Below are 26,177 nucleotides of genomic sequence, written 5' to 3'. Positions count from 1 at the left end.
TGCCAGCTATGTCCAATGATGCCCGGCGCCGAACCCCACGGCCCGCCGGGCCGTCCGCGAGCCTACCCCCCGCGGTACCCGCGACCGCGCGGTCAGTCACCCACGGCCTTGAACAGGGCGGCGACCTCCGCGTTGGTCAGGCGTCGGGTCCGCCCGCTGCGCAGGTCGCCGAGCCGGATCGGCCCGATGGCGGTACGCACCAGCCGGCTCACCGGGTGCCCCACCTCGGCGAGCAGCCGCCGTACGATGTGTTTGCGCCCTTCGTGCAGGCTCAGCTCCACCTGGGCGGTACGCCCCAGCGAGTCCACCACCCGGAAGCCGTCCACGGTGACCGGCCCGTCTTCCAGTTCGATGCCGGCGGCCAGCCGCTTGCCGAGGTTGCGCGGGATGGGCCCGGAAACCTCGCACAGGTAGGTCTTCTGCACCCCGTAGGAGGGGTGCATCAGCCGGTGCGCGAGGGTGCCGTCGTTGGTGAGCAGCAGCAGGCCCTCGCTGTCCGCGTCGAGCCGCCCGACGTGGTAGACCCGCTGCTCTACCCGGTTGCCGAGGAAGTCGGCCAGGGCGGTGCGGCCCTTCTCGTCGGCCATGGTGGAGACCACTCCGCGCGGCTTGTTCATGGCCAGGTACACCAGTCGGGTGTCGGCCTGGAGCCGTTCGCCGTCGACATGGATGACCGCGGTGGCGGGGTCGACCTTGTCGCCGAGCTGCGCCACCCGCCCGTTGACCGTCACCCGCCGACGGAAGATCAGGTCCTCGCAGGCCCGCCGGGAGCCGACACCGGCGGCGGCGAGCACCTTCTGGAGGCGTTCCGGGCCGGTGTAGACGGGCGCGTCGGGTGAGGGGGTGCGGTTATCGCGATGCATCGGCAAGCTCTTCTACGTCGTCGGGGAGGAACGGGGCCAGCGGTGGCAGGTCGTCGAGGCTGTTGAGGCCGAGTTTCTCCAGGAACATCGTGGTCGTCCGGTACAGGAACGCCCCGCTGTCGGATTCGGTGCCGCACTCTTCGATCAGCCCTCTGGAGACCAGGGTACGGATCACCCCGTCGCAGTTGACACCGCGGATGGCCGAGATGCGGGAGCGGGTGACCGGCTGCTTGTAGGCCACCACCGCCAGGGTCTCCAGGGCGGCCTGGGTGATGCGCACGGACTGCCCGTCGAGGACGAACCGTTCCACGTAGGTGGCGTACTCCGGCCGGGTGTACAACCGCCACCCGCCAGCGGCCCGGCGCAGGTCGAAGCCGTGACCGGCGGCGGTGTAGCCGGCAGCGATCTGGTCGAGCATCGGGCCGATCCGCTCCGGCGGCTGCTCCAGCACCTGGGCCAGGGTCAGCTCGCTCACCGGTTCGTCCACCACCAGCAGGATCGCCTCCAGGGCGCCGCGCAGTTCGGTGTCCTCGAGCACCGGCGCCGGTTCCGGTGCCGGCCGCCCCCGCCCCGACCGCTGCCGACGCTCCACCGCGGCACCGGCCGTCCCGCTCGGTGTCTGCTCGGCGGTCGCCCCGTCGGCAGCCGCCCCGGCCTCGTCGGCCGCTTCCGTCATCTGCCCCGAGGAACCCGCCGCCGCAGCACCTACGACACCCGCGTCCTCCGGGTCACGGTCGGGGGCGGCGGCCTCGGCGGGTGGGGCGGGGCGCTGCCAGGGTGGGATCCAGGCCGCGGCCTGGTCAGCCAGCGAATCGCCACGTTCCTCGTGGGTCATTCGGCCTGCTCCTCGCTCGTCGCCGTCCCGTCCGGGTCCGGTTCGGCCGGGGCCCCGGCGTACTCGTCGATGGCCAGGGCCGGTCCGCCGTCGGCGGGGCCGGTCCAGCGTACGGTCAACTCCTCCAACGCCTGTTCCTGCACGAAGGCCACCACCCCCTGCCGGTACAGCTCCAGCAGGGCCAGGAAGCGGGCCACCACCTCCAGGGTGGCCTCGCAGTCGGCGCAGAGCAGGGTGAAGGTGGCCGTACCGGCCCGGCGCAGCCGTTCGGCGATGATCGCGGCGTGTTCCCGGACACTGACCCGGACCATGTGCACATGGGCGATGGAGACCTCCGGCACCGGCTTCGGGGTCATCGCCCGTACGGCCAGGTCGCGCAGCCGCTGGACCCCGATGTTGAGCACCAGGTCCGGCAGGGCCTCGGCGTAGCGGGGTTCCAGGGTGACCGCGCGGGGGTAGCGGCGTCCCCCGACCTCCTCCAGGGCGGCGATGTGCGCGGCCGCCTCCTTGTACGCCTTGTACTGCAACAGCCGGGCGAAGAGCAGGTCCCGGGCCTCCAGCAGGGCCAGGTCCTCCTCGTTCTCCACCTCGGCGGCCGGCAGCAGCCGGGCGGCCTTCAGGTCCAGCAGGGTGGCGGCGATGAGCAGGAACTCGCTGGCCTCGTCGAGGTCCCAGTCGTCGCCCATGGCCCTGATGTAGGCGATGAACTCGTCCGTGACCTGGTGCAGGGCGACCTCGGTCACATCCAGCTTGTGTTTGCCGATCAGTTGCAGCAGCAGGTCGAACGGGCCGGTGAAGTTGGCCAGCCGCACGGTGAACCTGCCGGAATCGGCCGGGTCGTCGACAGCGGCGTCCGCACCAACCGGGTCGGCGGCCTCAGAATCGGCCGCGTCCGGCTCGGCCACCCGGGTCGGATCGTCCGCGGTGGCGGGGTCGAGGGGCGGCGCGGTCACGCGACGACCGTAGTCCACGGCCTGGCCACGGGTACGCGGAGCCTACCGCTCCGCCTGCGCGGCGATCACCTCGCGGGCGAGCTGGCGGTAGTTGCGGGCCCCGGAGGAGGCCGGGTCGAGGGTGGTGATCGGGGCCCCGGCGACGGTGGACTCGGGGAACTTCACCGTCTTGGTGATCACCGTCTGGTAGACCTTGTCGCCGAAGGCCTCCACCACCCGTTGCAGCACCTGCCGGCAGTGGGTGGTGCGGCTGTCGTACATGGTGGCGAGGATGCCTTCGAGTTCCAGGTCGAAGTTGAGCCGCTCGCGGACCTTGTCGATGGTGTCCAGCAGCAGGGCCACCCCGCGCAGGCTGAAGAACTCGCACTCCAGGGGGATGAGCACCCCGTGCGCCACCGTCAGCGCGTTGATCGCCAGCAGGCCCAGGGAGGGCTGGCAGTCGATCAGGATGTAGTCGTACTCCTTGCGGACGCTCCTGAGCACCCGGGCCAGGGCCATCTCCCGGGCTACCTCGTTGACCAGCTGGATCTCGGCGGCGGAGAGGTCGATGTTGGCGGGCAGCAGGTGCAGACCGGCCACGTCGGTCTTGATCAGGACGTCCTCGGCGGTGACGTCGTCCTGCATCAGCAGGTTGTAGACCGACAGGTCCAGGTTGTGTGGGTTGACCCCCAGGCCGACCGAGAGGGCGCCCTGCGGGTCGAAGTCGACCAGCAGCACCTTGCGGCCGTACTCGGCCAGGGCGGCGCCCAGGTTGATGGTCGTGGTGGTCTTGCCCACCCCGCCCTTCTGGTTGGCCATCGCGATGATCCGGGCCGGGCCGTGCCGGTCGGTCGGCATCGGCTCGGGGATGGGCTTACGCATCGTGTAGGCGGCCGGGTCGGCCGGGCCCAGGTCAGCACCGAGGGCATTCTGCTGTTCGCGGAGCTCCGACGTCCAGGTCTCGGCACGGTCACCGTTGCCAGCCATGTCCTCGTTGCCCCCTCCCGACGACCATCCGGCGTCGGAGCCGCCCGACGTCCTTCGCGGCGCCGCTGCGTACCCCGGTCATCTCGCCGCCAGGGCCCGCGCTGCCGACTGTACGCCACCGGCCAGCAGGGCGTTCGGCACCCGCTCGGCGTGTCGGCCGACGGCACCGGCCAGCAGCGCTCAATTGCGGGCGCGGGGGTGGGCGGTGGCGTAGACCTCACGCAGTCGGTCGACGGTGACCAGAGTGTAGACCTGGGTGGTGGTGACCGAGGCGTGCCCCAGCAACTCCTGCACCACCCGCACGTCCGCGCCGCCGTCGAGCAGGTGGGTGGCGTAGGAGTGACGCAGGGTGTGCGGGGAGACCGCCTGCGGTCCCTCGACCGGCAGGCCGGCCCGTTGGGCGGCCCGGCGCAGGATGGTCCAGGCCCCCTGCCGGGTCAACGGCCCACCCCGGGCGTTGAGGAAGACCGTCGGGGTGCCCCGGCCGGCGGCGGCCAGTCCGGGTCGGGCGCGGACCAGGTAGGCGCCCAGGGCCCGTTGGGCGTACCCGCCGACCGGCACCAGGCGGTCACGGCCGCCCTTGCCGCGCAGCAGCACCACCGCCTCGGTGAGGTCCACATCGTCCACGGCCAGACCCACCGTCTCGGAGATGCGGGCCCCGGTGCCGTACAGGAACTCCAGCAGTGCCCGGTCGCGCAGCGCGAGCGGCGCGGCCTCCCCGGCGGCCTCGACCGGCCCGGCGGCCTCCAGCAGCCGGAGCACCTCCTCCAGCGACAGGGCGCGGGGCAGCCGGCGGGGCGGGGTGGGTGGCCGGACGTCGCGGCTGGGGTCGGCGGTGGTCAGGCCCTCGCGCAGGGCGAAGCGGTGCAGGCCCCGCACGGCGCTGGCGGCCCGGGCTGCGGAGGAGGCGGCCAGGGGCGGGCGCCCGTCCTCGCCGGTGCGCAGCCGGGCCAGGTGGCGTTCGATCTCGCCGGTGGGTACGGCGGCCAGGTCGGTGACTCCGGCGGCGGCCAGGCTGTTCAGGTAGCGGTCCAGGTCACGGCGGTAGGACACCAGGGTGTTCGCGGCCAGGCCACGTTCGACCGTGAGGTGGTCCAGGTAGCCGCGTAGAGCGCGGCGCAGAGCCGGCGCGGGCTGGTGGCCCGTGCCGGCTCCGTCCGCTGCGGCGGTCGGGGTGCGGCCGATCAGGCCAGCACCTCGGCCAGCGGGGTGGTCGGCAGGTCGTGTGCCTCCGCGACCGGGCCGTACACGACCTGTCCGTCGTGGGTGTTCAGGCCCAGCGCCAGCGCCGGATCGCGGCGGGACGCCTCACGCCAGCCGTGGTTGGCCAGCTCCAGCGCGTACGGCAGGGTGACGTTGGTCAGTGCGTACGTGCTGGTGTTCGGTACTGCGCCGGGCATGTTCGCCACGCAGTAGAAGATCGAGTTGTGCACCTTGTAGACCGGGTCGGCGTGCGTGGTGGGCCGGGAGTCCTCGAAGCAGCCGCCCTGGTCGATCGCGATGTCGACGAGCACGCTGCCGGGCTTCATCCGGGAGACCAGTTCGTTGGAGATCAGCTTGGGGGCCTTGGCGCCGGGCACCAGGACCGCGCCGATGACCAGGTCCGCGTCCAGCACGGCCCGCTCGATCTCGTACGCGTTCGACGCCACGGTCTGCAGGTGGCCCCGGTAGATGGCGTCGGCCTGCCGCAGCCGGCCGACGTTCTTGTCCAGCAGCAGCACCTCGGACTGCAGGCCGAGCGCGATGGCGGCGGCGTTCATGCCGGAGACCCCGGCGCCGATGACGACGGTCTTGGCCGCGTAGACGCCGGAGACCCCGCCGGGCAGCACCCCCCGGCCACCCCCGGTACGCATCAGGTAGAAGGCGCCGACCTGCGGGGCGAGTCGACCGGCCACCTCGGACATCGGGGCCAGCAGCGGCAGCGACCGGTCCGGCAGCTCCACGGTCTCGTACGCGATGCCGGTGACCTTGCGGTCGAGCAGGGCCCGGGTGCAGTCGGCGGAGGCGGCCAGGTGCAGGTAGGTGAAGAGCACCTGCCCCTCGCGCATCCGGTGGTACTCCTCGGCGACCGGCTCCTTGACCTTGAGCACCAGTTCCGCGGCGGCCCACACCTCGTCGGCGGTGTCCAGGATCTTCGCGCCGGCGGCGGTGAACTCCTCGTCGGTGATGCTCGACCCGAGTCCGGCGCCGGCCTCGATGAAGACCTGGTGGCCGCTGCGGGTGAACTCGTTGACTCCCGCAGGTGTGATCGCGACGCGGTACTCGTGGTTCTTGACCTCGCGGGGAATACCGACCTTCACGATGCAGTCACCTTTCTCCGCCGGACCGTCGCCTCCGCCTGTGCGGTGTGTGGTGGCGCCTTTGCCGCCACGGTCGACCGATCCCGTCGGCGCAGTTTAAGCGGGTCGGAAAGGCACCGGGGCCTGCACTGTGACACCTGGTGGTCGTGGACGTTGACGAAGTGTCAGGTGTCGGAGGACGCCCCTCGGTGGAGTGGCCCCTCAGCCGTCAGGACAGGATTCTGCTGTGATCTCGCACTTCGGGCAGTCCGGTACGCAGGCTGGCGAAGGGATCACTATTGTGTCGCCTCATGACCTATCCCCCTCCGCCCGGATATCCCCAGGGCGTTTCTGACAAGAGCAAGCTCGTCGCCGGCATCCTGCAGATTCTGCTCGGTGGCTTCGGCGTCGGCCGCTTCTACATGGGCGACACCAAGACGGGTGTCATCCAGCTGATCGTCACCATCGTGACCTGCGGCATCGGCAGCCTTTGGGGCCTCATCGACGGCATCCTGATCCTGGTCAACGGTGGCGTCGACGGGCAGGGACGCCCGCTGCGCGACTGACCCGTGACATCACGCAGGGGCCGGGCGAATCCTCGCCCGGCCCCTGCGTCTCGCGTGGTGCGGCTCAGCGCGGCAACGGGGCGTCCGCCCGGCGCAGCCCCGACCAGCCGCCGTCGCGGGCCCGGGCGGCGGCCAGCAGCCCGGCCACGCAGGAGGCGTTGGTGATCTCCCCGGCCAGCACCATGCCGACCGCCTCGTCCAGGTCGATCCGCACGATCTGCAGGTCGGCCTCCTCCTCATGCCGGTCGTGGCGCTGCTCCACCGGCACCTCGGTGAGGTCGCGGGCCAGGTAGACCCGGACCAGTTCGTTGGTGAACCCGGGCGAGCTGTGCAGGTCGACCAGCACATCGAAGCGACCGGCGACCAGGTCGACCTCCTCGGCCAACTCCCGGGCCGCGGTGAGCGCCGGATCCTCGCCGGCCACATCGGTCAGTCCGGCCGGCAGCTCCCACAGCCGACGCCCTACCGGTTGGCGGTACTGCCGGATCAACACCACCTGACCGGCGTCGTCCACCGCCACCACGGCCACCGCTCCGACGTGCCGGACCAGGTCGCGGGTGACGATGTCGCCGCCGGGCATGGTCACCTGCTCGGAGACCACCTCGAAGATGCGACCCGAGTAGCGCACCTCACGCGAGCGCACCTCGTAGTGGTGCTCGACCCCGCTCACGAGGCCGAGGCCGCCGATGCGGCGGTGTCGTTGCGGGTGGCCCGCCGGGCCCCCTCCAGGTCGACCGGAAGCTGATCGGCCTGGGAGTACGCCACCGCGGCCTGCACGAAGGCGGCGAACAGCGGATGGGGCCGGGTCGGGCGGCTCTTCAGCTCCGGGTGCGCCTGGGTGGCCACGAAGAACGGGTGCAGCTCACGGTCCAGTTCGACGAACTCGACCAGCCGCCCGTCCGGCGAGGTGCCGGAGATGTGCAGCCCCGCCTTGGTCAACTGGTCCCGGTAGGCGTTGTTCACCTCGTAGCGGTGCCGGTGCCGTTCGCTGATCTCGGTGCTGCCGTACGCCTCGGCCACGATCGACCCCTCGGCCAGCTTCGCCGGGTACGCCCCCAGCCGCATGGTGCCGCCCAGGTCGCCCTTGCCGGCGACGATGTCCTCCTGGTCGGCCATGGTGGCGATGACCGGGTGCACGGCGTCGGCCTCGAACTCCACCGAGTTGGCGCCCTCCAGTCCGGCCAGGTGCCGGGCCACCTCGATGGTCATGCACTGCAGGCCGAGGCAGAGCCCGAGCAGTGGAATGCCGTTCTCCCGGGCGTACCGGGCGGTGCCGATCTTGCCTTCGATGCCGCGTACCCCGAACCCACCCGGGATGACGATGCCGTCCACCCCGGCCAGGGCCGCTGCCGCGCCGGCGGGGGTGACGCAGTCGTCGCTGGGCACCCAGCGCAGCTGCACCCGGGCCCGGTGACCGAACCCGGCCGCCCGGATCGCCTCGCTGACCGACAGGTACGCGTCCGGCAGGTCGACGTACTTGCCGACCAGGGCGACCGTGATGGTGCGCTGCGGCTGATGCACCCGCTCCAGCAGGTCGTCCCAGCCGTCCCAGTCCACGTCCCGGAAGGAGAGCCCGAGCCGGCGCACCACGTACGCGTCCAGCCCTTCGCGGTGCAGCACCTTGGGGATGTCGTAGATGCTGGGGGCGTCCGGGGCGGCGATGACCGCCTCGGCGTCGACGTCGCAGTACAGCGACAGCTTGTGCTTGAGCTTGTCCGGGATCTCCCGGTCGGAGCGGCACACGATGGCGTCCGGCTGGATGCCGATGTTGCGCAGCTGCGCCACGGAGTGCTGGGTCGGCTTGGTCTTCAGCTCCCCGGAGGGCGCCAGGTAGGGCACCAGGGAGACGTGCAGGTAGAAGCAGTTGTCCCGGCCCAGGTCGTGGCGGACCTGACGGATCGCCTCCAGGAACGGCAGCGACTCGATGTCGCCGACCGTGCCACCCACCTCGGTGATCACCACGTCCGGGACCCGGCCGTCGTCGTCCGGGTCACCCATGGCCAGGATCCGGGACTTGATCTCGTTGGTGATGTGCGGGATCACCTGGACGGTGTCGCCCAGGTACTCGCCGCGCCGCTCCTTGGCGATCACGTCGGAGTAGATCTGGCCGGTGGTGACGTTCGCCTTGCCGGACAGTGCCCGGTCCAGGAACCGCTCGTAGTGGCCGACGTCCAGGTCGGTCTCGGCGCCGTCCTCGGTGACGAAGACCTCACCGTGCTGGAACGGGTTCATGGTGCCGGGGTCGACATTGAGGTAGGGGTCGAGCTTCTGCATCACCACGCGGAGTCCCCGCGCGGTGAGCAGGTTGCCGAGGCTGGAGGCGGTCAGCCCTTTACCCAGGGAGGAGGCGACGCCCCCGGTGACGAAAATGTGCCTGGTCGTCCGTGCTGAAGGGGCCAAGGCCTGCTCCCGTGTCGTCCGTCGCGGTCGTGCAGACCGCCGAGCCGATCAGCGAAGTGATCACGCGATCCACGGGATTCCACGCTAACACCTCCCCGAGTCGGCTCCGGTGCCGCACCCGAGGTAGGCCGCCGCGGTTCACCCGGTCGCGACCTCGGCCGATGACCGTACCGCCCGGCCGCGCTGGCCTCCGGGCTCGTTCGACGGCGCCGCGCCGCCCGTGGTGGCGGCCCCGCCACCCTCGGCTGCCGGGTCCGGAACACCCGCCTGGTCGTCGGCCGGTTTCGCCCCGCCCGGCCCACCCTCGGCTGCCGGTCCTGGGGCTTCCGGGCCCCCGTCGGGGACCGGCTTGCCGGAGGGGGCCGGCTTGCTCGAGGGGCCGGCGTCCTGTGGGCGGTCGGTGGCCGGGCGGGTCCGGTCCGCGGCGTGGTCCAGCACCCGCAACGCGGCCAACGCCGCCATCGGCACCACCACGGCCGCCGCCGCCCCCGCCACGTCCAGGCCCACTGCCCCCAGCACCCCGCCGATCACGGCGGCCACCCCGGTGCCGGCCATCGCCGCCCGGATCGCCGGATAGATGCCGAACAGCCGCATCAGCCCGCCCCAGGGCCGCAGTAGGGCGAACCACAGCAGCAGGGCCCCGACCAGGGCCAGCACCGTCAGCGGGCTGTTGACCAGGGTCTGGAAGCTGGCGGCGCTGGAACGTTGCACCGTCAACCCGCCGGTGCCGTCGCCCAGGGCGGCCAGGAACCGGCCCAGGCTCCCCCGCTCACCGGGCGGACGACCCAGGTCCACCACCGCGAACCCGATGGTCACCGCCAGCCCGGCCATGCCCGCCCAGGCCAGCCGGGTCACCGTCAACCAGCCGCCGGCACTGATCGCCGCGGCCACGCTCACCCCGGCGGTCAGGGCGATCGCCCCGATCGAGTCGGCACCCAGATAGGGGCTGCCGACCACCACCACGGCGGCACCACCGACCAGCACCATCACGGTCGGTCGCCACCGGCGGTGCACCTGCTGGGCCAGCCAACCGGCGGTCAGCAGAGCGGCGGCGACGAACACCCCGAGCCCCACCGTGCCGAGCCCGGCGTAGCGGCCCCCCTCCAGCGCGGAGTAGCCGACCACCCCGTTGAGTTGCAGGCGGGCCCCGGTGACCACATCCAGGCCGACCGCCAGGGTGGTCAACCCGGCCACCGCGCCGAGCGGCCCCAGGGTGCTGCGGTAGCCCGGTGCCAGCCGCACCAGCAGGGTCGCGGCGGCCAGCAGGGCGGCCGTCAGCCCGGCGAAGGTGGCCGCCGGATAGGTGTTGCGCCACCAGGGCACGGCCTCGGCCAGCAGGGCCGCCGGCATCGCCAGGGCGGCGGCGACCAGCAGCAGCTCCACGACCGCCACCACCCGCGGCGACACCGGTTTCGGACCGTACGGTCCGGCGTGCCGGCGGGCCCGACGCAGCAGCGGCAGCACCGCCACCGCCAAGGCCACCTGGACCCCGGCCAGCAGGGTGAAGAACCCCCCGGCGACCTCCCGTTGCGCGGCGGCCTCCCGGTCGGCGTCGGCCGGTTCGGTGATCGCGGCGGCCAGGTCGTCCGGGCGGCCACCGACGGACTCGGCGGGCCGGCCGAGGAAGGGCCGGTCCGGCATCGGGCGACCCAACGCCGTCAACGCGGTCGGGGCCAGGTCGATCAGTTGCAGGTAGCCCCGACGTGCGGTGGTCGGCGAGGTCAACCAGCCGTTCTCCCAGCCCGGGCCGTCGGCCACGGCCACATGCAGCCGGGAGGGGCGTTCGGTGTCGGCGACCCCGGCCACGATCACCAGGGAGTTCGGTGGCCGGGCGGCCAGCACCCGGGCCAGTTGGGTGTCGGCCTCCCGCGCCGCCGCGGCACGTTCGGCCGGGTCCGCACCGGCGACCGTGCCCAGGTCGACGATGCTCAGGACGCAAGAACTCAGCAGCCCGGCCGGATCCGCCGGCAGGGTCGGCTCGTATCGGTCGACCCGCCCGAAGGGCCGGGCCGCCGCCACCGCCGCCCCCGGGCCGACCGCGACCGAGCAGCGCACCGACTCCGACAGGGCGCCCGGCACGGTGCCCCACGGCAGCCGGTCCTGGTTGTGTACGACGACGCTCTCCTGCTCGGGCAGGTTAGCCCCGATGCGGTCCGGCCGGTCCACCTGCACCTCGGTCGGCGGGCACTCGCCGTCCGGCTGGCCGTTGGTCCATCCGGCGAAGCTGCCCGCCCCCAGGGTCAGCCAGCCGTCCAGGGGGCAGGTGGGCCGGTAGGCCGACCGCACCGACAGGGAGCCGATGGAGCCTTGGCGGGCCAACTGCCACAGGGTCGGGGTGCGTTCGGCGTCGACGTCGTCCCACCGCAACCCGGCCACCCCGACCAGCACCACGAAGTCGGCGCCGGGTCGTGCCGGCGGGGTGGTCGGCCGGGCGGCCAGGGCGACGATGCCCATCACCACGACGACCAGGGTCAGCAGGATCGGAGCGGCTCGGCGCACCATCATCGGCGTCCCGTCGACGAGGCGTCGGCATCCGGGCTGGCCAGTTCGGCGTAGAGGGTCACCAGTTGGGCCACCGTGTCCGACTCGGTGGGCCAGGTGGCCGCCTGGGCCGCCCCGCGCCGCCCCAGCTCGGTGCGGCGCCGGTCGTCGTCGAGCAGGTCACGGACCGCGGCGTCGACCGCGTCGACGTCACCCGGCGGCACCAGCACGGCGGCGTCGCCGACCAGCTCCGGCAGGCCACCCACCGCGGTGGCCACCAGCGGCACCCCGGCCCGCAGCGCCTCCTGGGCGAACAACTGCCGGGCCTCCCAGTCGCTGGTCACCACGGCCAGGTCCGCCGCGGCCAGCAGGTCCGCCACATCGGTACGGTGCCCGAGCAGGGTGATCGGGGCCCGGACGGCACTGATCCGGGCGGCCAGCGGCAGGTACGCCGGTCCACTACCGGCGATCACCACGGCCGGAGGTGGGGTCCGGGTCCGCCACCGGGCGGCGGCGTCGATCAGCACGTCGTAGCGCTTCTGAGGATGCAACCGGCCGACCGAGAGGATCAACGGCTGGTCGGCGGCGACCGCGAACTCGGCCCGTACGGCGGTCCGCCCGCGGCGCGGGGCGGACAGCACCGGCGCGGCCACCGGGGCCAGCCGGGCGTCCCGGGCCCCGAGCGCCACCGCCCGCTCGACCAGATCGGCGGAGGCCCCCAGCACCACCCGGGCTCCCCGGGCGACGATCCGCTCGACCAGGCGGGACAGCCCACCCCGCAGCCCACCGGCGAGCACCGCGTTGTGCCAGGTGACCACCAGCGGGGCGGCCGGTCGGGCGAGCACCCCCACCAGGGCGGCGCGTAGTCCGTGCGCGTGCAGGACCCGTACCTGCTCGGCGGCGAGCGCCCGACGCAGCGCCGTCACCGCCCGGGCGTCGCCGGGGGCGGGGCTGGCCGGGATCTCCACCGCCGCGAAGCGGGCCCCGGCGCCGATGAAGTCGAACTGGTCCTGGGTCGCCGCCGGCCCGCAGACCAGCACCGACTGCCCGGCGGCGGTCAACCCACGGGTCAGCGCCCGCACATGTTGACCGACTCCACCGGTACTGGAGGCCAGCAGCAGCACCACGGTGCCCGTCCGCTCAGGCGTAGCCACCGGCTGATCACTCCTTCCCGTCGCCCTGCTCCGGGGGGCTCCCGTCCTTCTGCCTACCCCGTAGGCGGGCCGGCAGCCGTCGGCGCAGCCCGGCCAGCACCGGGCGCAGATCGCGCCGGTCGACCAACCAGACCACGGCGAGGAACACGACGCCGACCAAAACTCCGGACAGCATGCCCTGCCCCAGGGCCACCCACCGCGTCGGGGTGCCGTCCCCCTGCGCCACCAGCCGCAGCAGCCACAGCGCGGCCAGCGCCCCCGCCACGGCGCCCAGCAGCCCGGCTCCGGCGGCCCGGGCGGCACCGGCCAGGGCGGCCGACCCGGCCGCCCGCCGTACCGCGACCAGCAGCAGTCCGCCCAGCAGCAGCATGCCGGCCGAGTTGGCCAACGCCACCGCGAGCACCCGGTCGGCCACCGGCAGCAGCGCCGACAGCGGCAGCAGGACCAGCGGGACGGCCAGCCACCCGGCGGTGATCGCGGCGGTGGCCGAGCGGGTGGCCCCCCGGGCGTACAGGGCCCGGGAGAGCACCGCGAACAGCCCGTACCCGATCAGCCCGGGGGCGTACCCGGCGATGGCCCCGGCGGTGGCCTCGGCGTTGAGGGGGAAGAACCGCCCGATCGGCCCGGCCGCCCCGACCAGGACGGCGGCCCCCAGGAAGCTGAGCAGCAGCACCCCCCGCAGGGTGGCCGACAGGGTGTCCCGGTAGCTCCGCTCGTCGCCCTCGGCGGAAGCCGCCGCGAGGGTGGGGTACGCGGCGGTGGCCAGCGGCACCGCCAGCACCGCCCAGGGCAGCAGGTAGAAGGTCTGGGCGAGGTTGAACACCTGGGGTGCCTCGGTGAGCCCGCCGGCGACCCGCCGCAGGATCACCGCCAGGGCGACCTGTTGGGCGGTGACCGTGACGACTCCGGCCACGGCCAGCCCACCCACCCGGGCCCGGGCGTCGGCGGCGAAGGTGTACCCCGGACGGGGCCGCAGCCGCAGCCGACGGATCGGGATCAGCAGCGACAGGGACAGCACCACCACCCCTAGGGTGGTGCCCCCGGACAGGATCAGTTCCGCGCCCCGACCGGCCTGCGCCACGCTGGCTCCCGGACCGGCCACCCCGACGAAGACCAGGTAGGCGACGATCACCGTCAGGCTGGACAGCAGCGGCGCGATCACCGGCCAGGCGAACCGGCGATGCGCCTGGAGCACCCCGGTGAGCACGATGCCGATGCCGTACAGCGGTAGTTGCGGTGCGAAGACCCGCAGCATCCGGGCCCCGGCGGCGAGTTCCTCCGGCGACCGGTTGTCCCCCAACAGGTTGATCAGCGGGCCGGCGGCCAGCGCCAGCAGCACCGCCAACGGCACCAGCAGGGTCAGGGTCCAGGTCAGCAGGGCACCCGTCGTGGCGGTCACCGCCTGCCGGTCACCGGCCGCTACCGCACCGGCCAGCAGCGGTACGACCAGGCTGGCCAGCGCCCCACCGGCGACGATCTCGAAGATGATGTTGGGTACGGCGTTGGCCAGCACGTACATGGCGCCCAGGTCGCTGTCCTGGACCACCCAGGTGAACACGGCCGTACGCCCGAACCCGGCCAACCGGCTGAGCACGGTGAGTACGGCGATGAGTGCGGCCGCCGAGGCCACCCGGCCGACGCCGGCCAGGGGTGCCGGTCTGGTCACGTCAGTCGGGGCGACGGCCCAGCGCGTCCAGGTCGCGCAGTCCCGGCGTACTCGCGATGACCTTCGTGAAGCTGACCTTCTCGCTGGCGGCGGTGAGCCCGGCGAGCACCGCCAGCAGGGCGGCCCGGCCGACCGGTCCGGTACGCGCGGCCAACGCCACCCCGAGCACGGCACCGAGGGCGTTGGCGCCGCTGTCGCCGAGCATCACGTCCTCGTTCAGGTCGGCGGGGAGCAGCCCGCCGGCGGCACCGAGGGCACCGGCGGCGATCCCGCCCTGCCGACCCCCCGCCAGGGGTGCGCCGAGCAGCAGACCGGACTTCAGGGCCCGCCCGGGCCGCAGGTCCAGCAGGTTGACCAGGTTGGCGGTACCGGCGATCACACCGGCGCCGAGCAGCACGTCGAGGCCGCGGCTCAGCGGGCCCTGCCGCTGTCGTCCCCGGTGCCCGGTCACCCCCTGGTCGGCGGCGAGCAGGGTGGCGGCGCCCAGACCGGCCGCACCCACCCCGACGATCTTGACCAGGCCGGCGGTGACCCGGCCCTGCCGCAGCGCGGCCAGATGCCCCGCGAAGCCCTTGTACGCCTTCTGTTCCGGCCGGGCCCCGACCACGTCGTCGTACAGCCCGACGGCCCCGGCGCCGAGCCCGGCGACCAGGGTGGCCGCCCCGGCCGGCACGCTCGCCGCCCCGCAGGCCGCCGCGCCGCTGGCCCCCACCGCCAGGGCCGGCCCGGCCGCCAGGGTCACCGTACGGCCGCGGAAGTTGGTCCGCTCCAGCCCCGGCCCGGCCGGGGAGGTGCGCACCTGACGCAACACGTACCGGGCGGCAGCCGCCCCGATGCCCGCCACCAGTAGTCCCCTGACGATCGTCACGCCACCGCCTCGCTCCGCACGCTCACACGCCCTCCCCGCCGGTCGACGCACATCGTGGAAATCCGGGCACCGGGTGCACCGGCGTCACTGGGGCAGTCTAGGCACCAGGGATGCGGCGCTGTCGCCGACGCCGTACTGGCCGGCCTTGCTCTCGGTGAGCTGCTGCACCAGGGCCAGGGTGGTGACCAGCTGCCCCTGCACGGTGTTGGCGTTGTCGATGGTCGAGATGCGCTGCGCGAGCACCGCGTCGCCGCGGACGAAGGCCACCAGATTGCCGTTGGCGGATCCGTTGCCGGCCACCACGATGCCCCCGGTCCGGTCGAACTGCTCGGCGATCTTCACCACGGACTCGTCCTTCTTGGCGGAGTCCTTGTCCACGTACGGCAACCCGCTGACCAGGACCACCGCCTCGGCCGCCGCGGTGATCCGGTCGGCGACGCTGAGGTAGTTGGCGTTGCTGTACGCGGCCACCACGGCCCGCCGGTCGGCCTCGGTGACCGGCGCGGCGTCGGCCGGCTGGTCCAGCAGCACGGTGGCCAGCAGGGCGCTGGAGGTCTCCACCCCGTGGCCGTTGCCGGGCAGGTTGGCCGTCGGGGCCCCGGTCGGCCGGGCCGCGGTGACCGCCAACTCCAGCAGGTTGTTGTTGTTCTCCGGGTTGATGAACTTGTCCTGCAGATCGATGCGCCCGGTGATGTCGGCGCCGGCGAGTTGCAGCATCTCCAGCACCCCCTCGGCGTGGTCCCGGCCGGTGGGGGTGGTCAGCAGCAGCACCCGCTTGCCGGTCAGCTTGCCCGGCAGGGTGATCTGCGCCATCTCGGCGGCGAACTCCTCCTCCAGCTCCAGTTCCCGTTCCATGCTCTGGACCGTCTGGCGCATCTGCTGGTTGGCCTTGCTCAGCGCGTCGACGTGCTCCTTGAGGGAGTCGGCCACCGGGCCGTTGAGCGCGGCGGTGCCGACCACCAGGCCGATCGCCAGGGCCAGGAAGACCGCGGTCAGGGACACCACGTGGTAGCGAAAATTGATCACGCTTGCAGCCTCTTGATCGGTCGGGGGCTAGAGGAGCTGGCCGAGCTGGAACACGAAATTGTCCCACCACTCGGAGACCACACCCAGGTACGCCTTACCGACGGTGGAGACGGCCACCGCCGATGCCATGGCGGCGACCGCCGAGAGCACCAGCAGCAGCAGAGAGGAACCGGCGATGCCCTGCCGGTAGAGCCGGCTGACGCCCTTGGCGTCGACCAGCTTGCCGCCGACCTTGAGCCGGGTGAGGAAGGTCGAGGCCATTCCGCCGCGACCCTTGTCGAGGAACTCCACGAGGGTGGCGTGGGTACCCACCGCCACGATCAGCGAGGCGCCCTTCTCGTCGGCCAGCAGCATGGCGAGATCCTCGCTGGTGGCGGCGGCGGGGAAGGTCACCGCCGGCACCCCCAGACCGTTGACCCGGGGCAGTCCGGGCGCCCGGCCGTCCGGGTAGGCGTGCACGATCACCTCGGCGCCGCAGCGCAACACGTCATCGGTGACCGAGTCCATGTCACCGATGATCATGTCGGGGGTGTAGCCCGCCTCGACCAGCGCGTCGGCACCGCCGTCGACACCGATCAGCACCGGCTTGAACTCCCGGATGTACGGGCGCAGCACGTCCAGGTCGGCCTTGTAGTCGTAACCCCGGACCACGATCAGGCAGTGCCGGCCCTGGATCTCGGTGGCGATCTCCGGCACCCCGACCCCGTCGAGCAGCAGGTCACGCTCCTGCTTGAGGTAGTCCATGGTGTTGGCGGCGAAGGCCTCCAACTGCACCGACAGGCCCTCCCGGGCGTCCGTCATCGCCTTGGCCACGCTCTCGGCGTCCTGGAGGATGCCGTGCGCCACCGCCTCCTCACCCAGGAAGACCGTGTTGCCCTCGATCCGCACGGTGTCGCCCTCGCGGATGCGCTCGAAGATGCCCTCACCCAGATCGTCGAGCAACGGGATGCCCGCGGCGACCAACACCTCCGGCCCCAGGTTCGGATACCGACCGGAGACCGAGGGCTTGGCGTTGAGCACCGCACCGACACCGACCGCGACCAACGAGTCGGCCGCGACCCGGTCCAGATCGACATGATCGATGACCGCGATGTCACCGGGGCGCAACCGCCCCACCAGCCGCTTCGTCCGGCGGTCCAGGCGCGCGGTGCCGAGGATCTGTCCCGGTTCCGCGTTCCGGGTCCGTCGCAACGTGGGTAGACGCATCGTGACCATCCTGGCATGTGAGGCAGGCGAATCTGTCGCGACATGCCTGAGCAGGGCCGCCTACCCAGGGAAGCACATACCGGCGAAGGCCGGTGTGCCTCCGCTCACAATGATGGTCTCACGACCGCCGTTCCCGGGCCGCCACGGCCAGCAACTCCTCCGCGTGAGCGATACCCAGATCGGAATCCGGCAAACCCGCCAGCATCCGGGCCAGCTCCCGGGCCCGCTCGGTGTCCTCCACCACCCGCACCCCACTGGTGGTCACCGCACCCCCGGTGTCCTTGGCCACCACCAGATGCCGGTCGGCGAACGCGGCCACCTGCGGCAGGTGGGTCACCACGAGCACCTGGTGACTACGGGCCAGCCGGGCCAGCCGCCGACCGATCTCCACCGCCGCCTGACCGCCGACGCCCGCGTCGACCTCGTCGAAGACCAGGGTGGGCGGGCCACCGGAACCGGCGAAGACCACCTCTATGGCGAGCATCACCCGGGACAGCTCACCCCCGGAGGCGCCCCGCTGCAACGGCAACGACGGCGCACCCGGATGGGCCAGCAACCGCAACTCGACCTCGTCGCCGCCGTCCGGCCCGACCCCCACCTCCACCCCGTTGACCGGCAAGGTGGGCTCGGCCCGACCCGCCGGCCGGGGCAGCACGGCCACCTCCACCCGGGCGTGCGGCATGGCCAGCCCGGCCAACTCGACCGTGACCTGCTCGGCGAAGCGCAGCGCCGCCTCCTGTCGGGACGCCGACAGCCGCCCGGCCAACTCGGCCACCTCACCGGCCAACCGGGAGGCCTCCCGGTCCAACTCGTCGAGCAGCTCGTCCGAGGTGTCCAACTCGGACAACCGGGTACGGGCCCGCTGCGCCCAGGCGATCACCCCGTCGATGTCGTCGGCGTACTTGCGGGTCAACGCCCGCAACGCCGCCCGCCGCTCGTAGATCGCCTGCAGCCGGGCCGGATCGGCGTCCAGGCCGGCGAGGTAGGTCGACAGCTCCACGGAGACGTCGGCGACCAGGGTGGCCGCCTCCTCCAACCGGGCCGCCAGCTCACCGAGGGCCGGATCCGTGCCGGCCTGCCCCTCCAAAGTCCGGCGGGCGGTGCCCAGCAGGGTCGAGGCGTCCGGGGTGTCGTCCGTGGCCTCCAGACCACCGGCGACGCACAGGTGGGCCAGTTGCGCCGCGGCGCGCAGCCCCTCGGCATGTTCCAGCCGCTGCACCTCGGCCTTCAGTTCGTCGTCCTCCCCCGGCTGCGGATCCACCCGGGTGATCTCGTCGAGGCCCAGCCGCAGCAGATCCGACTCCTGGTGACGCTCCCGGGCGTTGCGCCGGCGGTCGGCCAGATCCTCGACCACCCGCCGCCACTGCGCGTACGCCTCCCGGGTCGCCTCCAGCAGCTTCTCGTGCTCCGCCCCGGCGAACCGGTCCAACGCGGCCCGCTGCTCGGCCGGCCGCAACAACCGCAGCTGGTCGGACTGGCCGTGCACGGCCACCACCTGCTCGCCGACCTCACCGAGCATCGACACCGGCATGGCCCGCCCGCCCAGGTGGGCCCGCGACCGACCCTCGACCGTGACCGTACGACTCAACAGCAGGGAGCCGTCCTCGTCCGGCTCGCCACCGGCGTCGCTGATCCGCGCGTGCACCGTCTCGGCGTACCGGCCGGTCAGCCGCAGCCGCCCCTCCACGACCGCCCGACCCGGCTGGGCGCGCACCCGACCCGCGTCGGCCCGCCCGCCGAAGAGCAGACCCAGGCCGGTCACCACCATGGTCTTGCCCGCACCGGTCTCCCCGGTGATGACGTTCATGCCGCCGGTCAAGGGCAGCGTGGTGTCCTCGATGACGCCCAGTCCGGTGATGCGCAGCTCTTCCAGCACAGCAACCGACAGTAGACGCGGTGCCCGACAGTTGACCAGCCGACGCGGGCCACGGCGCGTCCCGATCGGCGCAGTCGGACGGATTCTGTCCGGTCGATCAGCGACGGGAACCGCGCCAGCCCTGCACCGGCAGGTCGAACTTGGCCACCAGCCGATCCGTGAACGGTCGATCCCGCAGCCGCACCACCCGCACCGGCAGCGCCCCCCGCCGCACCGTGATCCGCGCCCCCGGCGGCAGGTCGTACACCCGCCGACCGTCGCAGGAGAGCACCGCCAGGGTGGTGTACGGGTCAACCGTGATCGAGATGGTCGAGGTGGGCGCGGTCACCAGCGGGCGGCTGAACAGGGCATGGGCGCTGATCGGCACCAGCAGCAGGGCCTCCACCTCCGGCCACACCACCGGCCCACCCCCGGAGAAGGCGTACGCGGTAGAGCCGGTGGGGGTAGCGCAGATCACTCCGTCGCAGCCGTACCGGGACAGTGGTCGAGCGTCCACATCGACCATCAGCTCCAGCATCTGGGCCCGTTCGCCCTTCTCGACGCTGATCTCGTTGAGCGCCCAGGACTCGATGGTCGGCCCGCCGTCGAAGGTCGCGGTGACATCGAGGGTCAGCCGCTCGTCGACCGTGTAGCTGCGGGAGACCACATCGCTGACCGCACTGTCCAGGTCATCGATCTCCGCCTCGGCCAGGAACCCCACCTTGCCCAGGTTGATGCCGAGCAGCGGGGCCTTCGCCGGACGGGCCAGCTCCGCCGCCCGCAGGAAGGTCCCGTCCCCACCGAGGGCGAACACGATCTCCGCACCCTCGGCGGCCAGCGGACCACTCACCGGGATGACCCCGGGCAGGTCCAGGTCCTCGGCCTCCTCGGCGACCACCCGCACCTGGAAACCGGCCGCGATCAGGTCACAGGCCACCGCCCGGGCGTGCTCCGTACTGCGCCGACGGCCGGTGTGGGTGACCAGCAGAGCGGTCCGGGTCACCGGCTCCACCCTCCGGTCGCCACGCCGATCCACCGGCCGGCGTACGGCCGGCACCTGCCCGCCGTCAGCCGCCCACTGCTCGCGCTCACCCTGCGACCTCCTCCGTCGCCGCGCCCGGCACCTCCCCGGACATCGTCGGACCCTGCGGCCCAGCAGCGACCACCGCACGGACCCGGTCCGGATCGGCCGGCGGCGCGCCCCGGCGTAACCATACGAAGAACTCGACATTGCCGCTCGGCCCCGGCAGCGGGCTGGCCGCCACGTCCACCAGACCCAACTGGTGCCCCAGGGCCGCCGCCGCTACATCGAGCACCGCCTCGGCCCGAAGCTCCGGATCGCGCACCACCCCGCCCGCGCCCACCCGCTCCTTGCCCACCTCGAACTGCGGCTTGACCATGAGCACCAGGTCCCCCTCGGTGCAGCCGGCCAGCGCCGGCAGGACCAGCCGCAGCGAGATGAAGGACAGGTCGGCCACGGTCAACTCGACCGGCCCACCGATCACCTCCGGGGTGAGGGTCCGCACGTTGGTGCGTTCGAAGACCCGCACCCGCTCGTCGGTGCGCAACGACCAGGCCAACTGCCCGTAGCCGACGTCCACCGCGACCACCTCGGCCGCACCGGCACGCAGCAGCACATCGGTGAACCCCCCGGTGGAGGCACCGGCGTCCAGGCAGCGTCGACCGGCCACGGTCAACCCGGCAGGGGTGAACGCGGCCAGCGCCCCGGCCAACTTGTGCCCGCCCCGGGAGACGTACTCCGAGGTGGGATCGTCGCCGGTGACCAGCAACGGATCGGCCGGATCGACCATCGCGGCGGCCTTACGGGCCGGCACCCCCCGCAACTGCACCCGGCCGGCCTCCACCAGAGCGGCCGCCTGTTCCCGGGAACGGGCCAGGCCACGGCGGACGAGTTCGGCGTCCAACCGGTTTCTGCGTGCCATGAACGAGCGGCCTCCTCAGGCCTGATCGATGGTGGCCAGGGTTTCCCGCAACGTCTGGTACGCGGCCTCGTACTGGGCGATCTGGTCGGCCGGGGCCAGCGCCTCGGCGTTGGCCAGCGCCTGCACCGCGGCCCGTACCGCCGGATGCTCCCCCTCGTCGGTCTCCTCCGCCGCCCAGCGACGCGGCGGCGGACCCGGACGCGGGCCCGGCAGGGGTCCGCTCACGCCGGGCCGTCCGGACGTGCCGAGGCGGCCCCACCGCCGGCGGCCTTCTTCGCCACGGTCTTCTTCGCGACTGCCTTCTTGGCCACGACCTTCTTGGCCGGCCGCTGAGCCACCGCCTTGCCGGGGGCCACCTCCTCGGAGGTGCTCCTCGCCGGCTTGGCGACGGCCTTCTTGGCCACCGTCTTCTTGGCGACAGCCTTACCGGGCGGGGCGGCCGCGGCGGTAGCGGGCGTGCCCACCGACGATCCGTCGGCGGAGGTTCCCGGCCCTCCGACCGAGGCCCCTCCCCCGGCCGAAGCTGCCCCGGCCGCAGACCCGGCCGTCCGCAGCTGCCGTTCCAGCTCGAGGACCCGGCGTTCCAACTCGGCCACCTCGTCGGCGCTGGCCAGTCCCACCGCACCGAGCGCCCGCTCGACCTCGAACCGCACCAGCTTGGTCAGCGCCTCCCGGTTCGCCGCGCCGGTCGAACGTAGTTCGTCGGCCAGCGCCTGGAGCTGGGCGGCGGTCGCACCGGTCGAGCCCATCGCCCGACGCACCGCGTCCTGCGCCTTCTTCCGAGGCGCCTCCGTCAAGCCCATGGCCAGTTCGAGGTAGGTGCGCCACGCGTCCTGCATGCCTGACTCCTTTTCACCCGGCGGGTCTTCAGGTGTCACGCTACCGGGCCACCGGGTACGTCCCGTGCGGTACGGTGCCCCGGGAACGACGTGGTGTGCGAGGAGGCGATGGTGGCCACGGTGGACGAGTGCCGGCAGGCGTTGCAGGATCTGGCCGCCCGACTGGAACGCAACGCACAGACCGTCCGGGATCGGGTCGACCTGGATCGCACCCTGGCCTGCCGGATCACCGACCTGGAGACCGCCTTCCACGGCCGGATCAGCGACGGCCGACTGGTCGACCTCGCCGACGGCGACAACCCCCAGGCCAAAATCGCCATGAGTACGACCAGTGACGACCTGGTCGCCCTGGTCCGCGGCGAACTCGACGTCACCCGCGCGGTCGCCAACCGCCGGGTGTCGATCAAGGCGAACCCCTTCGACCTGATGAAGCTGCGCAAGCTGCTCTGAGCACCGCGTCAGGCGGTCAGGCCGAGCGCGTGCAGCGCCTGCGCGGCCTCCGGGGACGCCGATCGGGGTGACCCGGTCGGCTCATGCTCCCAGGCCACCGCGCAGAGCGCCGCCAGAGCGTCCAGAGGACGGCCCGCGCCGCCCAGTTCCCAGCCCTCGGCCCCCAGGCTGACCTGCCAGCCGTCGTGCTCACCGGCCGGCGCCGGTACCCGTACCACCGCCGTCGGATCGAAGAGCCCGGCCAGGTCCCAGGCGACATGGGTGGGCCGCCGATGCACCGGCGCGGCGAGCAACTCGGGCACGTCACTGACACCGGTCAGGACCAGCAGACTGTCCAGGCCGGCCCGGTTGGCGCCCTCGATGTCGGTGTCCAACCGGTCACCGACGACGATCGTCCGACCTGCACCGGCACGCCGTGCCGCCGTGGCGAACAACTCCGGCGCGGGCTTGCCCACCACCTCGTCCGGTTCCCGGCCGAGCGCCGTGGCCAGCGCGGCCACCAACGCACCGTTGCCCGGCAGCGGTCCCCGCCCGCTGGGCAGGGTCCGGTCGGTGTTGGTCGCGATCCAGGTAGCACCCTGTCGTACGGCCACCGCCGCTTCGGCCAGGTCAGCCCAGCCGACCTGCGGGCCGTAGCCCTGGAGCACGGCCACCGGCGAGTCCTCGGCCCGCGACACCGGCCGCAACCCGACCGCGGTGACCTCCGCGCGCAGCGCCTCCGCGCCGACCACCAGCACCGCAGCCCCGGCGGGCAGCCGCTCACCCAACAGTTGGGCGGCGGCCGCCGCGCTGGTCAGCACCTCGTCCGGCCTAGCCGGCACGCCCATCCCGGTGAGCAGGTCGGCCACGTCGGCCGCGCGCCGCGAGGCGTTGTTCGTCGCGTACGCCACCGCCCGGCCCTCACCGTGCAGTCGTACGACGGCCTCGACCGCGCCGGGGATCGGCCGGTCGATCAGGTAGATCACCCCGTCCAGGTCGAAGACCACCAGGGTGTACCCGTCGACCAGCCGTTCCCCGCCACCGCTCATCGCCGCTGTGCCTCCGACTCCGCGGAGCCGCCCTCCTCGGGCCGCTCGCCACCGTCGACCGGGCCCGACTCAGCCGCAGGCTGTGCCACCCCGTCGGCGACCCGGCCCTCGTCAGCGCCCTCGCCAGCCGACTCCTCGACCGCGTCGACCGCGACCGTGGCCTCGCCGACCGGGCCGTTCTCGGCCGCGTCGACCTCGCCGGTCACCTCGTCGCCCGCAGTCTCGACGGCACCGTCGCCGGTCACGCCGTCACCTGCAGCCTCGCCGGCCACGTCGTCGTTGTCGTCCGCGACGTCGCCGGCCGCACTGTCGACAGCGGCGTCGTCCCCGGTCGATTCGGCCAACTCGGTGGCGGCCTCGGTGAGGTCGGCATCCGGCTCGGCCGGGACAGCTCCCGGGGCAGCGGGATCGGCGGCCAGTTCCTCGGCCGCCTCGTCCTCGTCGTCACCCTCGATGACCACGCCGTCGAGTTCGAGCAGCCGCTCCGCCGCGTCGGTCTCGGCGTCGGCGTCGACCTCCGCCGCACGGGCGAACCATTCCCGGGCCTCCACCCGCCGTCCGCCGGCCAGCAGAGCGTCGGCGTACGCGTACCGCAGCCGCGCCGTCCACGGCTGCGGGGTGTCGGTGGTCAACTCCGGTACCTGGAGCATGGCCACGGCCGCGTCTCGCTGACCGAGGTCACCTCGGGCACCAGCGGCCACGATCAGCAGTTCGATCGCGACGGCCCGGTCCAGCTTCTCCTGGTCGGCGCCCCGGAACAGGTCGATCGCCCGCTCCGGCCGCCCCAGGGCCCGCTCACAGTCCGCGATGACCGCCAGGTGACTCTGCAGACCACTCATCCGGTGGTACGTCCGCAGCTCCGCGATCGCGGTCTGCCACTCGCCGGCGTGGTACGCGGCCAGTCCGACCGCCTCCCGGACCGCCGAGATCCGCGACGCCAGGCGGCGCGCGGCCAGGGCATGGGCCAGAGCCTGTGCCGGGTCCTCGTCGATCAGCTGCCCGGTCGCCACGAGGTGGCGAGCCACGGTCTCCGCGACCGGCTTGGCGATCGAGAGCAGTTCGGCGCGGACGTCCTTGTCCAGGTCGGTCGCGAGGATCTCCTCGGGCAGCTCCGGAGCGGCCGTACCCTCGGTCGACTCCGCCCCGTCCCGCCCGGCATACGACCTCTCGTCACGCCCGCGGTCGTCGCGGAAGCCGCCCTCACGGCGGTCCCCACCGTCACGGAACCCGCCGGAACGCTCGCCACTGTCACGACGGAACCCGCCCTCACGACGGTCCCCGCCCTCGCGGAACCCGCCGGAACGCTCGCCACTGTCACGACGGAAGCCACCTTCACGACGCTCGCCACCATCGCGGAATCCACCGGGACGGTCACCGCCCTCACGACGGTCTCCACCACGGAACCCACCGGGACGGTCACCGCTGTCACGGCGGAAGCCACCCTCACGGCGGTCCCCACCACGGAAACCGCCCTCACGACGCTCGCCACCGTCACGGAACCCGCCGGGACGGTCACCGCTGTCACGGCGGAAGCCACCCTCACGGCGGTCCCCACCACGGAAACCGCCCTCACGACGCTCGCCACCATCGCGGAATCCACCGGGACGGTCACCGCCCTCACGACGGTCTCCACCACGGAAACCGCCGGAACGCTCGCCACTGTCGCGCCGGAAGCCACCCTCACGGCGGTCCCCACCACGGAAACCGCCCTCGCGACGCTCGCCACCGTCACGGAACCCACCGGGACGGTCCCCGCTGTCACGCCGGAAGCCACCCTCACGACGATCGCCACCATCGCGGAACCCGCCGGAACGCTCGCCGCCCTCACGACGGTCTCCACCACGGAACCCGCCGGAACGCTCGCCACTGTCGCGCCGGAAGCCGCCCTCACGACGATCGCCGCCGTCACGGAACCCGCCGGGACGGTCACCGCTGTCGCGCCGGAAGCCACCTTCGCGGCGATCCCCGCCTCGGAAACCGCCGGGACGGTCGCCGCCCTCGCGGCGATCCCCGCCGCCGAAGCCGCCCTCGCGACGCTCGCCTCCACGGAAGCCACCAGAACGGTCGCCGCCCTCGCGACGGTCTCCGCCACGGAACCCACCGGGACGGTCACCGCTGTCACGCCGGAAGCCACCTTCACGACGGTCACCGCCGCGGAACCCGCCCTCACGGCGGTCACCGCCAGGGCGGTCACCGCTGTCACGCCGGAAGCCGCCCTCGCGACGGTCCCCGCCGCCGAAGCCGCCCTCACGACGATCCCCGCCGCCGAAGCCACCTTCACGACCACCGCCGCGGAACCCGCCCTCACGGCGGTCACCGCCGGGACGGTCACCGCTGTCACGCCGGAAGCCGCCCTCACGACGATCCCCGCCGCGGAATCCGCCCTCGCGACGCTCGCCGCCGTCACGGAAGCCGCCGGGACGGTCGCTGTTGTCGCGACGGAAGCCACCCCGTCGGTCGTCGCCCTCGCGGGGGGCGCCGCGCTCGGCGCTGTGACCCCGGTCGCGGTAGCCGCCCTCACGGCGGTCGCCGTCGCGGCGGAACCCGCCGGAACGGGGACGGTCAGCCCCGTCACCGCGGTCGTCGCGGTACGACGGGCGGTCGTCCCGGCGGAAGCCGCGGTCACGGCCCTCGGGCCGGCCCTCGTGGCTCCGGGGACGGTCTCCGCCCTGAGCTTCTGAACTCACAGGTACATCCTTCCTAAGTGCGTCATTCCATGACGCAACGCAGTCGAGGGGGGGCCCCAGTTCGGGGGGGCCCACACGATTGAGTTGTTTAGGGGGTTTTCAAAAAAAAACA

Annotated in this window: 23 protein-coding genes and 1 pseudogene; 3 read left to right on the top strand and 21 right to left on the bottom strand. The window is 73.0% G+C overall.

The window, feature by feature from the left end:
- Positions 1-92 precede the first annotated feature (92 nt).
- The 6 genes and pseudogenes from ACGFIK_RS13800 to ald form a co-directional block, all read right to left on the bottom strand.
- On the bottom strand, positions 93-863 hold the full coding sequence (locus tag ACGFIK_RS13800) for a pseudouridine synthase (RefSeq protein WP_327026662.1): 771 nt from the start codon (positions 861-863) through the stop codon (positions 93-95).
- A complete protein-coding gene (gene scpB, locus ACGFIK_RS13795) occupies positions 850-1,698 on the bottom strand; it encodes an SMC-Scp complex subunit ScpB (protein WP_393339505.1) in 849 nt (282 codons plus the stop codon). The genes ACGFIK_RS13800 and scpB overlap by 14 nt, the downstream gene beginning before the upstream one ends.
- Positions 1,699-1,715: 17 nt before the next feature.
- Positions 1,716-2,651, bottom strand: a pseudogene (locus tag ACGFIK_RS13790) (segregation and condensation protein A); the annotation flags it as partial.
- A gap of 42 nt (positions 2,652-2,693) precedes the next feature.
- Complete coding sequence (locus ACGFIK_RS13785; protein WP_013732865.1) at positions 2,694-3,617, bottom strand: ParA family protein; 924 nt, start codon at positions 3,615-3,617, stop codon at positions 2,694-2,696.
- Between the two features lie 180 nt (positions 3,618-3,797).
- Positions 3,798-4,802: a site-specific tyrosine recombinase XerD gene (locus ACGFIK_RS13780; RefSeq protein WP_327027161.1), complete on the bottom strand. Its 1,005-nt coding sequence runs from the start codon at positions 4,800-4,802 to the stop codon at positions 3,798-3,800.
- Complete coding sequence (ald, locus tag ACGFIK_RS13775) at positions 4,802-5,917, bottom strand: alanine dehydrogenase (protein ID WP_327026664.1); 1,116 nt, start codon at positions 5,915-5,917, stop codon at positions 4,802-4,804. The genes ACGFIK_RS13780 and ald overlap by 1 nt, the downstream gene beginning before the upstream one ends.
- 260 nt (positions 5,918-6,177) lie before the next feature.
- On the opposite strand from ald, the gene ACGFIK_RS13770 reads away from it, so the two are divergent.
- On the top strand, positions 6,178-6,462 hold the full coding sequence (locus ACGFIK_RS13770) for a TM2 domain-containing protein (protein ID WP_393339823.1): 285 nt from the start codon (positions 6,178-6,180) through the stop codon (positions 6,460-6,462).
- A 64-nt stretch (positions 6,463-6,526) separates the two neighbouring features.
- Here ACGFIK_RS13770 and ACGFIK_RS13765 read toward each other — a convergent pair whose 3' ends face one another.
- From ACGFIK_RS13765 to ACGFIK_RS13705, 13 genes are all read right to left on the bottom strand, one after another.
- Positions 6,527-7,132, bottom strand: coding sequence for an NUDIX hydrolase (locus tag ACGFIK_RS13765; RefSeq protein WP_327026666.1), 606 nt, complete (start codon positions 7,130-7,132; stop codon positions 6,527-6,529).
- On the bottom strand, positions 7,129-8,862 hold the full coding sequence (locus ACGFIK_RS13760; protein WP_327026667.1) for a CTP synthase: 1,734 nt from the start codon (positions 8,860-8,862) through the stop codon (positions 7,129-7,131). The genes ACGFIK_RS13765 and ACGFIK_RS13760 overlap by 4 nt, the downstream gene beginning before the upstream one ends.
- 138 nt (positions 8,863-9,000) lie before the next feature.
- Entirely contained in the window at positions 9,001-11,364 is a 2,364-nt protein-coding gene (locus ACGFIK_RS13755; RefSeq protein WP_393339821.1) for a hypothetical protein, read from the bottom strand.
- Positions 11,364-12,497: a glycosyltransferase family 4 protein gene (locus tag ACGFIK_RS13750; protein WP_327026668.1), complete on the bottom strand. Its 1,134-nt coding sequence runs from the start codon at positions 12,495-12,497 to the stop codon at positions 11,364-11,366. The genes ACGFIK_RS13755 and ACGFIK_RS13750 overlap by 1 nt, the downstream gene beginning before the upstream one ends.
- A 7-nt stretch (positions 12,498-12,504) precedes the next feature.
- Positions 12,505-14,163: a lipid II flippase MurJ gene (gene murJ, locus ACGFIK_RS13745; protein ID WP_327026669.1), complete on the bottom strand. Its 1,659-nt coding sequence runs from the start codon at positions 14,161-14,163 to the stop codon at positions 12,505-12,507.
- Between the two features lies 1 nt (position 14,164).
- The gene (locus ACGFIK_RS13740; protein ID WP_327026670.1) at positions 14,165-15,031 is read right to left on the bottom strand and encodes a hypothetical protein; all 867 of its coding nucleotides are present in this window, start codon (positions 15,029-15,031) and stop codon (positions 14,165-14,167) included.
- Between the two features lie 84 nt (positions 15,032-15,115).
- Positions 15,116-16,057 (bottom strand): copper transporter, encoded by a 942-nt coding sequence (locus ACGFIK_RS13735; RefSeq protein WP_327026671.1) that lies wholly within the window; start codon positions 16,055-16,057, stop codon positions 15,116-15,118.
- A 27-nt stretch (positions 16,058-16,084) separates the two neighbouring features.
- Positions 16,085-17,263, bottom strand: a complete 1,179-nt coding sequence (gene steA, locus ACGFIK_RS13730) for a putative cytokinetic ring protein SteA (RefSeq protein ID WP_327026672.1) — start codon at positions 17,261-17,263, stop codon at positions 16,085-16,087.
- Between the two features lie 118 nt (positions 17,264-17,381).
- Positions 17,382-19,139, bottom strand: a complete 1,758-nt coding sequence (recN, locus tag ACGFIK_RS13725) for a DNA repair protein RecN (protein ID WP_327026673.1) — start codon at positions 19,137-19,139, stop codon at positions 17,382-17,384.
- 97 nt (positions 19,140-19,236) lie between these two features.
- On the bottom strand, positions 19,237-20,121 hold the full coding sequence (locus ACGFIK_RS13720; RefSeq protein ID WP_327026674.1) for an NAD kinase: 885 nt from the start codon (positions 20,119-20,121) through the stop codon (positions 19,237-19,239).
- Positions 20,122-20,206: 85 nt separating this feature from the next.
- Positions 20,207-21,061, bottom strand: a complete 855-nt coding sequence (locus tag ACGFIK_RS13715; RefSeq protein ID WP_327026675.1) for a TlyA family RNA methyltransferase — start codon at positions 21,059-21,061, stop codon at positions 20,207-20,209.
- A 15-nt stretch (positions 21,062-21,076) separates the two neighbouring features.
- Positions 21,077-21,286, bottom strand: a complete 210-nt coding sequence (locus ACGFIK_RS13710; RefSeq protein ID WP_327026676.1) for a hypothetical protein — start codon at positions 21,284-21,286, stop codon at positions 21,077-21,079.
- Positions 21,283-21,900, bottom strand: coding sequence for a hypothetical protein (locus tag ACGFIK_RS13705; RefSeq protein ID WP_327026677.1), 618 nt, complete (start codon positions 21,898-21,900; stop codon positions 21,283-21,285). The genes ACGFIK_RS13710 and ACGFIK_RS13705 overlap by 4 nt, the downstream gene beginning before the upstream one ends.
- A gap of 111 nt (positions 21,901-22,011) precedes the next feature.
- Here ACGFIK_RS13705 and ACGFIK_RS13700 point away from each other — a divergent pair, with 111 nt between their 5' ends.
- On the top strand, positions 22,012-22,350 hold the full coding sequence (locus tag ACGFIK_RS13700; RefSeq protein WP_327026678.1) for an SCP2 sterol-binding domain-containing protein: 339 nt from the start codon (positions 22,012-22,014) through the stop codon (positions 22,348-22,350).
- Positions 22,351-22,358: 8 nt separating this feature from the next.
- On the opposite strand, the gene ACGFIK_RS13695 is transcribed toward ACGFIK_RS13700, so the two are convergent.
- Positions 22,359-23,378 carry an HAD-IIA family hydrolase gene (locus ACGFIK_RS13695; RefSeq protein WP_327026679.1) on the bottom strand — a complete coding sequence of 340 codons (1,020 nt, stop codon included), beginning with the start codon at positions 23,376-23,378 and terminating at the stop codon, positions 22,359-22,361.
- A complete protein-coding gene (locus tag ACGFIK_RS13690; protein ID WP_327026680.1) occupies positions 23,375-24,403 on the bottom strand; it encodes a Replicase polyprotein 1ab in 1,029 nt (342 codons plus the stop codon). The genes ACGFIK_RS13695 and ACGFIK_RS13690 overlap by 4 nt, the downstream gene beginning before the upstream one ends.
- Here ACGFIK_RS13690 and ACGFIK_RS13685 point away from each other — a divergent pair.
- Complete coding sequence (locus ACGFIK_RS13685) at positions 24,392-26,059, top strand: hypothetical protein (RefSeq protein ID WP_327026681.1); 1,668 nt, start codon at positions 24,392-24,394, stop codon at positions 26,057-26,059. The genes ACGFIK_RS13690 and ACGFIK_RS13685 overlap by 12 nt on opposite strands.
- Positions 26,060-26,177: the final 118 nt, after the last annotated feature.

The organism is Micromonospora sp. NPDC048871 (assembly GCF_043198155.1).
Lineage (GTDB): Bacteria > Actinomycetota > Actinomycetes > Mycobacteriales > Micromonosporaceae > Micromonospora.
This window is presented reverse-complemented; position numbering and strand designations above follow the sequence as displayed.

What these genes read in the sequence shown, in the direction of transcription:
- steA (WP_327026672.1), bottom strand. Translation starts at nt 17,263, where the DNA reads ATGCGTCTACCCACGTTGCGACGGACCCGGAACGCGGAACCGGGACAG.
- ACGFIK_RS13785 (WP_013732865.1), bottom strand. Translation starts at nt 3,617, where the DNA reads ATGGCTGGCAACGGTGACCGTGCCGAGACCTGGACGTCGGAGCTCCGC.
- ACGFIK_RS13705 (WP_327026677.1), bottom strand. Translation starts at nt 21,900, where the DNA reads ATGCAGGACGCGTGGCGCACCTACCTCGAACTGGCCATGGGCTTGACG.
- ACGFIK_RS13800 (WP_327026662.1), bottom strand. Translation starts at nt 863, where the DNA reads ATGCATCGCGATAACCGCACCCCCTCACCCGACGCGCCCGTCTACACC.
- scpB (WP_393339505.1), bottom strand. Translation starts at nt 1,698, where the DNA reads ATGACCCACGAGGAACGTGGCGATTCGCTGGCTGACCAGGCCGCGGCC.
- ACGFIK_RS13695 (WP_327026679.1), bottom strand. Translation starts at nt 23,378, where the DNA reads ATGAGCGGTGGCGGGGAACGGCTGGTCGACGGGTACACCCTGGTGGTC.
- ACGFIK_RS13715 (WP_327026675.1), bottom strand. Translation starts at nt 21,061, where the DNA reads ATGGCACGCAGAAACCGGTTGGACGCCGAACTCGTCCGCCGTGGCCTG.
- ACGFIK_RS13755 (WP_393339821.1), bottom strand. Translation starts at nt 11,364, where the DNA reads ATGGTGCGCCGAGCCGCTCCGATCCTGCTGACCCTGGTCGTCGTGGTG.